General features: G+C 65.8%; 8 protein-coding genes and 1 tRNA gene. 7 read left to right on the forward strand and 2 right to left on the reverse strand.

From position 1 onward, the window contains the following. Positions 1–166: 166 nt before the first annotated feature. The 6 genes from Q352_RS20485 to Q352_RS0109295 all read left to right on the forward strand — a co-directional run bounded on the left by Q352_RS20485 (position 167) and on the right by Q352_RS0109295 (position 12,940). Positions 167–6,127 (forward strand): DUF4347 domain-containing protein, encoded by a 5,961-nt coding sequence (locus Q352_RS20485; RefSeq protein ID WP_051528820.1) that lies wholly within the window; start codon positions 167–169, stop codon positions 6,125–6,127. 60 nt (positions 6,128–6,187) lie between these two features. Continuing rightward, on the forward strand, positions 6,188–7,708 hold the full coding sequence (locus Q352_RS0109275; RefSeq protein ID WP_028499103.1) for a TolC family protein: 1,521 nt from the start codon (positions 6,188–6,190) through the stop codon (positions 7,706–7,708). Next, entirely contained in the window at positions 7,705–8,436 is a 732-nt protein-coding gene (locus tag Q352_RS0109280; RefSeq protein WP_234412957.1) for an efflux RND transporter periplasmic adaptor subunit, read from the forward strand. The genes Q352_RS0109275 and Q352_RS0109280 overlap by 4 nt, the downstream gene beginning before the upstream one ends. A gap of 7 nt (positions 8,437–8,443) precedes the next feature. Continuing rightward, positions 8,444–9,763: an efflux RND transporter periplasmic adaptor subunit gene (locus Q352_RS0109285; RefSeq protein ID WP_028499105.1), complete on the forward strand. Its 1,320-nt coding sequence runs from the start codon at positions 8,444–8,446 to the stop codon at positions 9,761–9,763. 1 nt (position 9,764) lies between these two features. Beyond that, positions 9,765–11,873: a site-2 protease family protein gene (locus Q352_RS0109290; RefSeq protein ID WP_028499106.1), complete on the forward strand. Its 2,109-nt coding sequence runs from the start codon at positions 9,765–9,767 to the stop codon at positions 11,871–11,873. 239 nt (positions 11,874–12,112) lie between these two features. Further along, positions 12,113–12,940, forward strand: coding sequence for a class I SAM-dependent methyltransferase (locus tag Q352_RS0109295; protein ID WP_211249613.1), 828 nt, complete (start codon positions 12,113–12,115; stop codon positions 12,938–12,940). A gap of 91 nt (positions 12,941–13,031) precedes the next feature. On the opposite strand, the gene Q352_RS0109300 is transcribed toward Q352_RS0109295, so the two are convergent. After that, positions 13,032–13,122, reverse strand: a tRNA-Ser gene (locus Q352_RS0109300). 234 nt (positions 13,123–13,356) lie between these two features. On the opposite strand from Q352_RS0109300, the gene Q352_RS0109305 reads away from it, so the two are divergent. Beyond that, on the forward strand, positions 13,357–14,133 hold the full coding sequence (locus Q352_RS0109305; protein ID WP_028499108.1) for a ferredoxin--NADP reductase: 777 nt from the start codon (positions 13,357–13,359) through the stop codon (positions 14,131–14,133). Positions 14,134–14,208: 75 nt separating this feature from the next. Here the strand turns inward: Q352_RS0109305 and Q352_RS0109310 are convergent, their stop codons facing one another. Further along, positions 14,209–14,523 carry a helix-turn-helix domain-containing protein gene (locus tag Q352_RS0109310; RefSeq protein WP_028499109.1) on the reverse strand — a complete coding sequence of 105 codons (315 nt, stop codon included), beginning with the start codon at positions 14,521–14,523 and terminating at the stop codon, positions 14,209–14,211. Positions 14,524–14,570: the final 47 nt, after the last annotated feature.

The raw sequence follows: 14,570 nt of genomic DNA on the forward strand, positions 1-14,570 counted from the left end.
TTCATGATGTCCACTTTACCAAAAAATGTTCGACACTCAGGCCGATGACAATCGGTCCGGATGTCGTGTTCCCGATGTGCAAGCAGAGGCCGTCATGAATATGAAACCGTCCCACCACCCGGCCCCTGCTGTGGCAAGCCGGCCCCGCAGCAAACGTGGCCTTCTGATGCTGGCACTGGAGCCGCGGCTGATGTTCGATGGCGCGGTCGTCGCCACGGCCGCCGTGGCCGATACCCATGTCGATGCGACACGCGATACGTCGGCGACCCGGTCCGATGCCGCAGCGCCCGCGACACCCGCTGCCGCCGAGCGCCCGGTGGCCGAACAGTCCGCAGCCGTCTCCGGCCGGCAGGTGGTGTTTATCGACTCCGGCGTGCGCGATTACCAGTCGCTGGTGTCGCAGATGCCGCCGGGCACCGAGGTGGTGATGCTGGACGGCCGGGGCGACGGGCTGGCACAGATCGCCCGGTGGGCGCAGTCGCACAGCGGCTACAGTGCCATTCACATCCTGTCGCACGGTACCGAGGGCAATCTGCTGCTGGGCACGCAGACGCTCAACGGTGCCAATATGGCCAGCCATCAGGCGGAGCTGTCGACCATCGGCCAGGCATTGAGCGCCAATGGCGACATCCTGCTGTACGGCTGCAATATCGCGGCCGGCCAGGCCGGTGCCACCTTTGTTGACAGCCTGGCCCGTTATACCCAGGCCGATGTGGCGGCGTCCACCGACATGACCGGTGCCAGCAGCCTGGGCGGCGACTGGGTGCTGGAGCGCAGCAGCGGCCATATTGATGTGACCGGGCTGCGGCCGGCCTACAGCTATCTGCTGGCACAGCCGGTGAATGGCACGACGAGTTTCGACAATGTGAGCAACGGTCCGTATCTCGCCATTGGTGGTTCGTACGGCGTCGGCCTGACCGCGAGCAATGTGGAGGGCTGGGATGTGCTGCTGAAATCGGCGGCTGCAACCAATTGCTATATCAGTGCCGAGGCGATGACCGGGCAGACCCTCATGATCAGTGGGGGCAGTAATGATGGCATGCCATTGGCTTACATGTCGCTCAGTGCGAACAACGGCTACCTGTTCGATCTGGCCCGGGTCGATGTGGCCATTGCCGGCCCGTCAGTCGGCAGTTCCGGGGTAGTCCGGCTGGTGGGTTACCGGGATGGTGTGGCGGTCAGTGGTGCGATATTGAGCCTGATGCTGACCGACACCAATCTCGGCGGGCTGCTGATAAGCTTCAACGTCTCCGGCAATGATGCGTTCAAGGGCATCGATTCGTTCCGTATCCAGGCGGATGGCTCATACCAGGTTACCGGTGCTTTCGGTGTCGACAATGTCACGGCCACCAACTTCCGCGCACCGACCGTTGCGCCAGTACTGACCCCAAGTGGTGGCAGCAGTGCCTACAGTGGCGGCACCGGCAATGCGGTGACGGTCGACAGTGGCATGATCGTGACTGATACCGACAGCGCCACCCAGGCCAGCGCCACGGTGGCGATTACCGGCAACTTCCGCAGCGGGGAAGACCTGCTGGCGTTCAGCAACAGCAACAGCGTCACCTTCGGCAACATCAGCGCCAGCTACAACAGCAGCACCGGCATCCTGACCATGACCTCCAGCGGGGCGACCGCCACCCTGGCGCAATGGCAGGCGGCGCTGCGCGCGGTCACCTACCAGGACACCTCGCTGTCACCGAATACGGCTACCCGTACCATCAGCTTTACCGTCAATGACGGGGGCAACGACAGTACGACCGTGACCCGGAACGTCACGGTTGCCGCCAATATTGCCCCGGTGATCGGCAATCTGAATGGTGACAACCCGACCTTTACCGAAAAGGGCGGGGCGGTAAAACTGGATACCGGCAGTGCCGTGACCGTGACCGACAGTGATTCGCCCGATTTTACCGGCGGCAATGTGACGGTGCGCATTACCGCCAACGGGCAGAGCCAGGATGCGCTGGGCATCGATACCAGTGGCACGGTGGCGCTGAGCAGCGGCACCAGCGTGGGCAGTGTGGTGACTGTGGGTGGTGTCGCCATTGGTGTCATCGCCGGCGACGGGGTGAGTGGCCATGACCTGGTCATCACTTTCAACAGCAATGCGACGCCGGCCCGGGTCAGCATCCTGGTCGCTGCGCTGACCTTCAACAATGGCAGCAGTGATCCCGGCACGGCCAGCCGTACGGTCAATGTCAGCGTCAACGACGGGCATGGCGCCAGCAGCTCGGGCAATGTCGCGGTGTCGGTCGCAGCTGTCAATGATGCGCCGACGGCCACCGCCACCGGCAGGAATCCGGCCTTTACCATCGGCGATGCCGCCGTGCAGGTCTTCAGTGGCGCCAGCTTCAGCACGGTTGAGGCTGGCCAGAGCCTGCTCCAGCTGACGCTGACCGTCTCCGGGCTGCATGATGGCAGCAGCGAAATCCTGACGATCGACGGCAGCAGCGTGGCGCTGACCAATGGCAATACATTGACCAGTGCCGGCAACGGGCTGAGCATTTCCGTATCGGTATCGGGGGGCGTGGCCACCGTTACCCTCGTCAGCAGCGGCATGTCCGGTGCCACGGCCAGCAGCGTGGTCAACGGCATAACCTATCGCGACAGCAGCAGCAGCGCCATTGGCGGCAGCCGCGTGGTGACGCTGACGTCGGTCCGGGACAGCGGTGGCACCGGCAATGGCGGTGTTGATACCACCAGCCTGGCCGTGGCGTCCTCGATCATGGTGGGTGTCGTGCCGGTGGTGAGCGTCAGCGGCGGCAGCAGCGCTTTTACTGCCGGCGACAACATGGCATCCACCCCGGTGGCCGTTGACAGCGGCATGACCGTGACCGATACCGCCAGCAGTACGCTGGCCAGCGCCACGGTGTCGATCACCGGCAATTTCCACGCCGGCGAGGACATCCTTGCATTCAGCAATGGCAACAGCAGCCTCTACGGCAATATCGTTGCCAGCTACAACAACGGCACCGGGGTGCTGACGATGACTTCCAGCGGCGCGACGGCGACGCTGGCGCAATGGCAGGCGGCACTGCGGGCGGTGACCTACACCGACAGCGCGGTGACGCCGAACACGGCCACCCGCACCATCAGCTTCCAGGTCAACGACGGCAGTGCCAGCAGCACGACGGTCAGCCGGGCGCTGACCGTCACGGCGGTCGACCAGACCCCGGTTGCCACGGGCAGCGGCGGCAGTGCCGCCTTTGCCGCCGGCGACAATACGGTATCCACCCCGGTGGTGGTGGACAGCGGCATTACGGTGTCGGATCTGGACAACAGCACCCTGGCCAGCGCCACGGTGTCGATCACCGGCAACTTCCACAGCGGCGAAGACATACTGGCATTCAGCAATACCAGCGCGATCGCCTTCGGCAATATCGTCGCCAGCTACAACAGCGGCACCGGGGTGCTGACGATGACCTCCAGCGGCGCGACGGCGACGCTGGCGCAATGGCAGGCAGCCTTGCGGGCAGTGACCTACACCGACAGCGCGGTGACGCCAAACAGCGCGACCCGCACCATCAGCTTCAGCGTCAGCGACGGCAGCAAGAGCAGTGCCGTGGTCAGCCGCAGCGTGACCGTGGCTGCGGTCGACCAGACCCCGGTCACCACGACCAGCGGCGGCAGTGCGGCCTTTGCCGCCGGCGACAACACGGCATCCACCCCGGTGGTGGTCGACAGCGGCATCACGGTCTCGGACCTGGACAACAGCACCCTGGCCAGTGCCACGGTGTCGATTACCGGCAACTTCCACAGCGGCGAAGACATACTGGCATTCAGCAATACCAGCGCGATCGCCTTCGGCAATATCGTCGCCAGCTACAACAGCGGCACCGGGGTGCTGACGCTGACCTCCAGCGGGGCGACGGCGACGCTGGCGCAGTGGCAGGCGGCCTTGCGGGCCGTGACCTACACCGACAGCGCGGTAACGCCGAACACGGCCACCCGCACCATCAGCTTTGCCGTCAATGACGGCAGCAAGGACAGCGCGGCGGTCAGCCGGACGGTAACGGTGGCCGCCACCGACCAGACGCCGATCGCCACGGCCACGGCCGGCAGCGGCAGTTATCCGGTCGGCGGTACGCCGACGCCGGTGGTGGTCGACAGCGGCATCACGCTGTCGGACCGGGACAGCAGCACGCTGGCCAGTGCCACGGTGGCGATCACCGGCAATTTCCACAGCGATCAGGATCTGCTGGCGTTCAGCAATGGTAATGCCAGCCTCTACGGCAATATCAGCGCCAGCTACAACAGCAGTACCGGGGTGCTGACCCTGACGTCCGGCGGCGGTACCGCGACGCTGGCGCAATGGCAGGCAGCGCTGCAGGCCGTGACCTACAACAACAGCTCGACCTCGCCGGACACCGCGTCCCGTACCGTCAGCATCAGGGTCAATGACGGCAGCAAGGACAGCGCAGCGGTGACCCGCGTCATCGCGATGCAACTGCTGGTGCCGACGGTAGACGGACTGACGGTCGGCAGCGACACCGGCCGCAGCCAGAGTGACGGCGTGACCAGCAACAACATGCCGACCCTGAGCGGAACGGCCATTCCGAACAGTCTGGTCACCATCTATGTGGATGGCGTGCAGGTGGACGGCACCGTGGCGGATAGTGCCGGCGTCTGGCACTACAGCTTTGTCTCCAGCCTGGCCGACGGCGTGCATGACATCACGGCCATGACCAGCAGCGGCGCGGTCAGCAGCGGCCTGTCCCCTGCCTGTCGGGTGACTATCGACACCAGCGCGCCATCCGCGCCGTCCGGCGTTGCACTGAGTACGGCGACCGACAGCGGCAGCAGCCACAGCGACGGCGTGACCCGTATCAACCAGCCGACCCTTGTCGGCACGGCGGAAGCCGGCAGCACCGTGGCGGTGTACGTGGACGGTGTGCAGGTCGGCACGACGACGGCGGATGGCAGCGGCGCGTGGCGCTATGCGCTGACCAGCGCCCTGGCCGACGGTGACCACAGCGTGCGGGCGACCGGAACCGATGCCGCCGGCAATACCGGAGCGCTGTCGTCCGCGCTCACCCTGACCATCGACACCGTGACCCCGGCCGTGCAGCAAGTCGCCTTGCTGGATGCCCAGCCGGTCAGCGGTAACCGGGCTGCCTACAGCGTGGCGTTTTCCAAACCGGTGGACATGCTGACCAGCGCGGATCTCTCCATCCTGACCTCGGGCACCGCCCACGGCAGCATCCTGAGCATTACCCGCAGCAGCCCGACCACCTTTATCGTCCAGCTGGGAGACGTGGGCGGCAACGGCAACCTGTCGCTGGTCATCAAGTCCGGTGCGGCGGCGGACCTTGCCGGCAACGCCCTGTCGCAGCCGGTCACGGCGCCGGCCTACCAGGTCAGCACGCCGTCCACGGACCTGGCGCCGATCATGCCGTCCTCGCCGCCGACGCGGCCGGGCGGGGACGGCCACCCGGCGCCGGCCGTGGTCGTGGCACCGATTACACCGAATATCGTACTGGCCACGACGGCCGGCGGCACCAGTGCGGGCAGCCTGCCGTCCATCGCTTCGTGGGATGCGCCGGTCCAGGATGCCGGCGGTTACCGGGCGTTTGGCCAGTCCAGACAATTCGGCCTCGACCATTTCGCCATGCCCGCGCTGACCGGGGACGGGGAGAGAACCGGCGGGCGGAGCGGGCTGTCCGGCTTCGTCAGCACCGGTCTGGATGCCCGGGCGCCGGTTCTCCGGATCGTGCCGGACCTTGGCGTGCTGTCGGTCCAGGCCGACCAGAGTTTCAGCGTCCAGCTGCCGGCCGGCACGGTCGTTGCTCGCGATCCCGGCGGGCTGACGATCCAGGTGCGGCAGAGCAATGGCCAGCCGCTGCCGCCGTGGCTGCACTTCGACCCGGCCACCGGCACTTTCAGCGGCAAGCCGCCGGCGGGCTGGAACCGGACGCTGTCGCTTGAAGTCAGCGTCTTCGACAAGGACGGTCACCGCGGTCAGGCCCGTCTCCAGTTGCAGTTCGGTCAGCGCCTGGCCTCCGCGGAGGCGCCGGCCGCCGAGCCGGCTGCACGCGGCAAGCCGGCGCTGAGCGAGCAGTTTGCGCGGGCGCGGGTCGCCACGGCGCCGGACTGGCAGGCGCCGGCGACCCTGCCGGAACCGGCCTGAGGCACGGCGGACACCGGCCGGAGCCGGATATCAATTTCAAAGTATTTCAGAAGGGATGTTATGCGAGTCTTGCAACAAGCGCTGCCGCAAGCCGGGGGCTTGCGGTTGCTGTCCATGGCCGTGGTGCTGGCCCTGACCGGCTGCGCCGTCAGCCCGAAGCCGATCAGCGTTCAGGAGCGGCAGGCGACGCTGGAAGCGGATCGCCAGGCCATGTTTGGCAGCCAGGAGGCGCTGAGCGGGCCGGTGACCCTGCAGGAGGCGATGGCACGGGCGCTGAAGTACAACCTCGATTACCGGGTCAAGCTGATGGAAGAGGCGATGGCGCAGCGCCAGCTCGACCTGTCCAGCCTGGACATGCTGCCGCGGCTGGCGGCGGGGGCCGGTTTCACCTCGCGCAACAAGGACAATGCCTCGTCATCACAGAACGTGGAAACCGGCCAGCAATCGCTGGTGCCGTCGGTGTCCACCGAGCGCCAGCAGCGCACCGCTGACCTGAGCCTGAGCTGGAACGTGCTCGATTTCGGCGTCAGCTACTACACGTCGCAGCAGCAGTCCGACCGGCTGCTGATCCTGCAGCAGCGCAAGCGCAAGGTCGCCCAGCAGATGATGCAGCAGGTGCGCGAAGCCTGGTGGCAGGCGGTGGCGGCCCAGCAGCTGCAGACCCGCATCGACAGCCTGCTGAAGGAAGCCGAAGCCGCCATGGAGGATGCGCGCCAGGTTGAAGTGCAGAAGCTGCGCTCGCCACTGGAAGCGCTGACCTATCGCCGCCAGCTGCTCGATGTGATCCGCCAGATGGGCATCATCCGCAATGCCCTGTCGCAGGCCAAGCCGCGGCTGGCCGCAATCATGAACGTGCCGCCCGGCCAGCGCTTCGACGTGGCGGTGCCGGCCGAGCTGACCCTGCCGCCGCTGACGCTCGGCATCGACAGAATGGAAGAAATGGCGCTGCTGAACCGGCCGGAACTGGCCGAGGCACGCTACAACGAGCGCATCGGCACGGCGGAAACGCGCAAGGCCATCGCCAAACTGCTGCCGGGCCTTGAGTTCAGCGTCGGCGAGCATTACGACAGCAACAAATTCCTGGTCAACAATGCCTGGGGCGATGCCGGCCTGCGCATCAGCTGGAATCTGCTGAACCTGTTCAATGCCGGCCCGATCACCCGTGCCGCCAACGCACAGCTGGAAGTTGCCAAGGCACAGCGCATGGCACTGAGCATGGCGGTGCTGACCCAGGTCCACGTCGCCTATCTCGACTTCCAGGGCCGCTCTCGCCAGTTCGGGCTCGAGAAGGAACTCAACGGCGTCGAGCAGCGCATCTACGAGCAGAACCGCAATGCCAGCAACAGCGGCGCGCAGGGCCGTCTGCCGTCGATCCTGGCCAATGCGAACTCGGTATTCTCGTCGCTGCGCCTGTACCAGAGTTATGGCGACCTGCAGAACGCCTATGGCCAGATGGGCGCCAGTCTGGGCCTCGATCCGTTGCCGAGCGCCGCCGCCGGCCACGACCTGCCGGCGCTGGTCGCCGCGTTCAAGGGGGCCGAGCAGCAGTGGCAGGGCTCGATCGCGGGGGAACAACAGTGAAAACGGGACTTCGCCTGGCCGTGCTGGCCGTTCTGCTGGGCCACGGTGTCGGGGCGCTGGCCGCCCCGGCCAGCGATGGCCGCATTCGCGTGCAGTTGATGGCGCGCCATGCCGTGACCCTGTCCGGCGAAATTGCCGCCAAGATTGCCCGGCTGCCGGTGCAGGAAGGCGGCAGCTTCAAGCGCGGCGACCTGCTGGTCAGCTTCGATTGCGGCAGCTACCGCGCCCAACTGCGCAAGGCGCAGGCCTCGCTGGAAGCGGCCAGCCAGCTGGTCAAGGTCAATGACCAGCTGGCCAGGCTGAATTCGGCCGGTGCGCTCGAACTGGCGCAGTCGCGGGGCAAGGCCAAGGAAGCCGCGGCGGATACCAGCTATATGCAGACCGTCGTGTCCAAGTGCTCGATTACCGCGCCGTTCGACGGCCGGGTGGCGCGGCGCATTGCCGCCGTGCACCAGTACGTCAGCCCGGGCAATCCGGTGCTGGACATCGTCGATTCCGGCCAGCTGGAACTGCGCATGATTGTGCCGTCCAAGTGGCTGGCCCGCGTGACGCCAGGCAGCCGCTTCACCGTGGTGGTGGACGAACTCGGCACCCGTTTCCCGGCGCATGTCGAACGCCGCGGGGCGCAGATCGATCCGGTCAGCCAGTCCATCCCGGTGGTGGGGGTGATCGATGGTGATGCCGCCAGCCTGCTGCCCGGCATGAGCGGCTGGGCCAGTTTCAAGTAAGGCCGCAATGAATCCTGTCGATCACACCCGCGAACTCGCGGGGCTGCTGCAGTTGCTGCGGCGTGCCCGCGAGGCGGAAAGTGCTGCGCAACTGGGTTTCATCATGGTCAATGAAACCCGGCAACTGCTGGACTACCGCCAGGCCGCGCTGTGGCATGAAGGGCCGCACGGGCATGTTGGCGCCCTGTCCGGACTGGTCGAGCTCGATCCCACGGCCCCGTATCTGCAATGGCTGGACCGGCTGTTCAGCCATCTCCGCCAGCAGGACGGCGGTCCGTGCCGGCAGCTGGGCGCGGCCGACGTGCCGCCGGCACTGGCCGACGAGTGGGCAACCTGGCTGCCGGCGCATGCGCTCTGGCTGCGGCTGGATGGTGCCGGCGCGTTGCTGCTGGCGCACGAGCAGGGCTGGGGCGAGTACGAGCTGAAGCTGGCGGCCGAACTGGCCCATGGCTACAGCCATGCCTGGCGCCAGTTCGCGCCGCGCCACAACTGGCGTGACCGGGTGCGCTCCTGGCTGGCGGTGGGCAGGCATCGCCGCCGCGTGCTGCTGCTGGTCGTGGTGCTGGCCTGCCTGCCGATCCGCCTCAGCGTGCTGGCGCGTGCCGAAGTCGTGCCGCAGAATCCGCGGCTGCTGCGCGCACCGGTGACCGGCGTGATTGCCGACGTCAGGGTGCAACCGAACCAGCGCGTGGCCCAGGGAACAGCCCTGTTCTCGCTGGACGCCACGGCGCTGTCCGGCCAGTTCGAGCTGGCCAGCCGCGAGCGCGATGCGGCACAGGAGAGCTTCCGCGCCAGTGCCCAGCTGGCGGTGACCGACGACAAGGCCAGGCAGGCCATGGCGCAGGAACATGCGCGCATGGAAGAAAAAACCATCACGGCCGACTATACCGGCCGCGAGCTGCAGCGGCTGCATGTCGCCGCGCCGGCCGCTGGTGTCGTGGTGTTCTCGGACCGCAGTGACTGGCTGGGACGTGCGGTGACGGCGGGCGAGAAGGTCATGACCCTTGCCGATCCGGCCCGGGTCGAACTGACCGCCTGGCTGCCGGCCGGCGAGGCGATCGCCATCGAGCCGGGCAGTGACATCACCCTGTATCCGAATGCGGCGCCGACCGAATCCTACGATGCGGAAGTCAGCCGCGTGGCCTACCGCGCCGAAGTCAGCGAGGGCGGGCAGCTTGCCTACCGGCTCCAGGCCCGGTTCAAGTCCGGCGAGAAGCCGCGTCTTGGCCAGATGGGCACGGCTCGGGTCTACGGCGACTGGGTACCGATGTGCTATTACCTGCTGCGTCGTCCGCTGACCGCCGCCCGGCAATGGCTGGGCTGGTAGCATGAGCCAGTCCTCCCTGCCGCGGCTCCGCCAGGAACTGAGCCTGCACGCCGGACCGACCCAACCCGACGGCTCGCCGAGCTGGCTGCTGCACGATCCGGCCGCCAATCGCTTCTACCAGCTGGACTGGGCCAGCTTTGAAATTCTGGCGCGCTGGTCGCTGGGCGAAATCGGCGCCGTGCGCGATGCCGTCAATTGCGAGACGGCGCTGCACGTTGATAATGATGACGTGCTGGCGGTATCCGCTTTCCTGTCCCGCCACCAGCTTGTGCAAGCCGACAGCAGCGAGAGAAACCAGTGGCTGTGGCAGCTGTATCAGGGCAGCCGGCCGTCGCGCGCCATGTGGCTGCTGAAGAATTACCTGTTTTTCCGCATTCCGCTGATCCGGCCCGAGGCACTGCTGGCGCGGCTGGCACCGCTGTTCGCCTGGGTTTTCACACCGGGCTTCTGGTGGGGGCTGGGTGGGCTTGCGCTACTGGGTCTGACCCTGGTCTCGCGCCGCTGGGATGAATTCACGCACACCTTTTCCGCCTACACCGGCGTCAGCGCGATGCTGGGGATCGGCCTGTCGCTCGGCTTCGCCAAAGTCCTGCACGAAATGGGGCATGCGCTGACCGCATACCGCTTCGGCTGTCGCGTGCCGGCGATGGGTGTGGCTTTTCTGGTGCTGATGCCGGTGCTCTACACCGATACCAATGATGCGTGGAAGCTGCCCTCACGACGGCAGCGGCTGCTGATTGGCGCGGCCGGCATGCTGGCCGAACTGATGCTAGCCGCCGTCGCCACCCTGCTGTGGGCGCTGCTGCCGGACGGACCGCTGCGCGCCGGCTCCTTCCTGCTGGCGACCACAACCTGGCTTGCAACGCTGGCCATCAATGCCAGCCCCTTCATGCGCTTCGACGGCTACTTCCTGCTGGTGGACTGGCTGGGCATGCCGAATCTGCACCAGCGCGCCTTTGCGCTGGCACGGTGGCAGATGCGTCGCCTGCTGCTGGGACTGGACGATCCGGTGCCGGAGCACTTTCCGCCGTCACGCCAGCGCGGGCTGATCCTGTTCGCCTGGGCAACCTGGCTGTACCGGCTGGTGCTGTTCCTGTCGATCGCCTTGCTGGTTTACCACCTGTTCTTCAAGGCGCTGGGCCTGTTCATGCTGGCGGTGGAGCTGGGCTGGTTTATCGTGCGGCCGATCGCCGGCGAGCTGAAAGTCTGGTGGCAGCGCCGTGCCGAACTGCGCTGGCAGCGTGAAACGCGGCGCAGTGCGGCACTGCTGGCGGCGCTGGCACTGTTCGTCGCCGTGCCGTGGCAATCCGATATCGCCAGCCCGGCCGTGCTGACCGCCCTGCATTCCCAGGGGCTGTATGCGCCGGCGCCGTCCGTGGTGCAGCAGGTGATGGTCAGACCCGGCCAGCAGGTCAGGGCCGGCCAGCCGCTGCTGCGGCTGCAGTCCAGTGCGCTGGAGGCCCAGCTGACGCTGGCCGACGCGCGCGAACAGGCACTGGCCCAGCAACTGGCCCAGCAGCCGTTCCACCCCGAGTTGCAACAGCTGGGGCCGGTGCTGTTCAAGCAGTGGCAGGCTGCGGCACAGCAGGTGGAGGGTCTGCGCCGTCAGGCCAATCGCTTGCTGCTGACCGCGCCGTTTGACGGCCGGGTGGCGGATGTCGACGAGTCGGTGGTGGCCGGCACGGTGATCGCCGAGGGCGAGCGGCTGCTCGATGTGATCGGACCGGACGGCGTCAAGGGCGAAGCCTTTGTCGACGAGGCCGCGCTGGCGGGACTGGCGAGCGGCGACGAGGCGCGTTTCGTGCCGGACAGTGGCGAACGCTGGGCGGTGCACTGCCGACTGGGCCAGATCGACCGGCTGAACCTGCCGACGCTGGACCAGCCGCTGCTGGCTTCCGTGTACGGCGGGCCGATCGCGACCGAGCAGCGTCAGCAGGCGCTGGTACCGCTGGAAGCGGTATTCCGGGTGCGGCTGGAGCGCTGCGAGCGCCAGTCGGCGCCAACGCGAGAACTGGCCGGTGTGGCCCGCCTGCAGGGACCGTGGCGCAGCTGGCTGCAGCGCGGCGTGCGCCGGGCACTGGTGCTGTTCCAGCGCGAGGCCGGGTTGTAAGCCGGGGGCGTCCCGGCGCCGTGGTGTTCAGCCTGCCGTACTTCTTGCGCCAGGTACCGACATGCCCGGCGTCGCCTGTTTGAGGACGAGGGCGATCTGCGCTTCCGCAAAGCGGCTCTTTTTCATGGCAGGAGCGGGCTTATCTGGCCGGAAATTTCTGCTTCTGGATGGACCGGAGTCGTGGAAAAGGGCCATATCCGCCGCTTCTTATTGACTTGAAGTTGACTTCAACTTTTATCATGACTTTGGTTCCCGATGAATCTTTCATGAGGTTTGATATGAAGACTGGTGAGATCCGCTTTCACGATGGGGCTGCGTATGAGCGCTATATGGGAAGGTGGAGCCAGCTTGCGGGCGAAACATTCCTCCACTGGCTTGATCCTGCATCGGGCCAGCAATGGCTGGACGTGGGCTGTGGCAACGGCGCCTTTACCGGGATGCTTGTCGGGCGCTGCGATCCGGCTTCGGTGCATGGCGTGGACCCCTCGGAGGAACAGCTTGCCTACGCCCGCGCACGGCCCGAACTGTGCTCTGCGCAATTTCGGCAGGGGGATGCGATGGCGATGCCTTATCCCGACAGCGCGTTCGATGCCGCAGTGATGCCGCTGGTCATCTTCTTCGTTGCCGATCCGGCCAGGGGGGTTGCCGAAATGGGACGGGTAGTGCGTCCTGGTGGCATCGTTGCCGCTTACGCATGGGACATGGCAGGCGGTGGCTTTCCCTACGAGACGCTGCTGGCGGAAATGCGCGGGCTTGGCATCACGGTGCCGGCGCCCCCTAGCCCCGATGCATCGCGCATCGACATGATGCGGGACTTGTGGGCTGGCGCAGCCCTGGATGCGATTGAAACGCGGGAGATCGTTGTGCACCGCACATTCGCCGATTTCGACGACTTCTGGGCGACGGCGCTAGGCGCACCGAGTGTCGGGATGATACTTGCATCGATGGCGGTGGAGGACCTCGCGCATCTCAAGGCCCGGGTACGTGGCCGCCTGCCGGCGCAGCGATCAGGTCATATCACTTGTGATGCCCGCGCCAATGCCGTGAAAGGCCGTGTCCCGAAGTAGCCGGTGCCAGTGGAAGCCAGACCAGGATGGCATACTGGAAAACGCGAAATGCGAAAAAGCCCTGAATAATCAGGGCTTTTTCGCTGTGCTCTGGCGGAGAGGGTGGGATTCGAACCCACGGTAGGTTATGCACCTACGCCTGATTTCGAGTCAGGTACATTCGACCACTCTGCCACCTCTCCTTGTTTAGCGTCGCGAACGGCGCTGAACAGGAGGCGAATATTAAAGAACTTTTTCCGGTTTGAAAAGGGCTTTTTGCAAAATAATCGACAGCCGCTGCCATGGAACGGAAAAGTGGCTGATTGCAAAGTTATTTTCCATTTCGCATGAAACCCGCATTGCGCACAGGGTTGAGTCTGGTGGGGAAGCAGGGGACAATAACTGAGTAAATTACTCAGGTAATGGAGAGAGGACCGATGGCCGCCCCCGCCGAAGAGAAGTACACCGTCGAACACATGCTGTCCGTTCATCGCTGGACCGATACCCTGCTCAGCTTCCGCATGAGCCGCCCGGCCGGATTCCGCTTCACTCCGGGCCAGTTCGCCCGCCTTGGCCTGCCGTCCGGGCAGGGTTTCGTCTGGCGCGCGTACTCGATGGTCAACGCGGTGTGGGACGACGAGCTGGAGTTCCTGTCCATTGTCGTGCCCGATGGCGAGTTCACCTCGCGGCTGAGCCGGCTGTCAGCCGGTGACGACATCCTGCTGGACAAGCGCGCCAACGGTTTCTTCACCCTCGACCGCTTTGTCGACGGTCAGGATCTGTGGTTGCTGGGTACCGGGACCGGGCTGGCACCGTACCTGTCCATACTCCGGGAGCCGTCGGTCTGGTCCCGGTTTGACACCCTGACCCTGGTTCACAGCGTGCGGACAGCCGCCGAGCTGGCCTATCGTGACGAGATCGCGGCGCTGCGGGACCATCCGCTGTGGGCCGAGCACGGTCACAAGCTGCATTATCAGCCGGTGGTCACGCGCGAGTCGCATCCGGGCTGCCTGTCGGCGCGTCTGCCGGTGCTGCTGGCCAATGGCGAACTGGAGCAGGCGACCGGTCGCCTGCTGACGCCGGAGCGGGCCAGGATTATGATCTGTGGCAACCCGCAGATGGTGGAGGACACCCATCGCCAGCTGATCAGTATGGGTTACCGGCTCAGCCGGCTGACTGCACCGGGGCAACTGGCACTGGAAAACGGTTTCTGATTCTCGGGAAAGGAAAACCCCCGGCAGTGGCATTGCCGGGGGTTTTCGTTTTCCCGCCGAGTGCGGGGTGGAGGCTTAGAGCTGGACCGTGGCATCAGACTGCTTTGCCTGGGCGCTGACGGCTTTCTTCAGGCTCTTGTACAGATCGGGGTGGGTCTGCTTCAGGTACTCGATGATTTCGAAGTCCTCGTGCTTGACCCGTGCCAGATCGATATGCTCGACGTGGACCAGGCGCAGCAGTTCGCGCACCGGCTTGGGCATGTTGCGACCGGATTCATAGCGCGAGCCGCCGGACTGGGTGACGCCGATCTTGCTCCAGAAATCCTGCTGGTTCAGGCCGAGCTTGCGGCGGATCTCACGCGGATTGGGAATCTTGCTGAACAGTTGCATAGTGAATCACCTCGATGAACATGATTGATGATGGAGTATCTGGGGCA

The organism is Microvirgula aerodenitrificans DSM 15089 (genome assembly GCF_000620105.1).
Lineage (GTDB): Bacteria > Pseudomonadota > Gammaproteobacteria > Burkholderiales > Aquaspirillaceae > Microvirgula > Microvirgula aerodenitrificans.

Bases quoted from the DNA above. Each gene is read 5' to 3' on its own strand.
- Q352_RS20485 (WP_051528820.1), top strand. From the start codon at position 167: ATGCTGGCACTGGAGCCGCGGCTGATGTTCGATGGCGCGGTCGTCGCC.
- Q352_RS0109275 (WP_028499103.1), top strand. From the start codon at position 6,188: ATGCGAGTCTTGCAACAAGCGCTGCCGCAAGCCGGGGGCTTGCGGTTG.
- Q352_RS0109285 (WP_028499105.1), top strand. From the start codon at position 8,444: ATGAATCCTGTCGATCACACCCGCGAACTCGCGGGGCTGCTGCAGTTG.
- Q352_RS0109290 (WP_028499106.1), top strand. From the start codon at position 9,765: ATGAGCCAGTCCTCCCTGCCGCGGCTCCGCCAGGAACTGAGCCTGCAC.
- Q352_RS0109295 (WP_211249613.1), top strand. From the start codon at position 12,113: ATGACTTTGGTTCCCGATGAATCTTTCATGAGGTTTGATATGAAGACT.
- Q352_RS0109305 (WP_028499108.1), top strand. From the start codon at position 13,357: ATGGCCGCCCCCGCCGAAGAGAAGTACACCGTCGAACACATGCTGTCC.
- Q352_RS0109310 (WP_028499109.1), bottom strand. From the start codon at position 14,523: ATGCAACTGTTCAGCAAGATTCCCAATCCGCGTGAGATCCGCCGCAAG.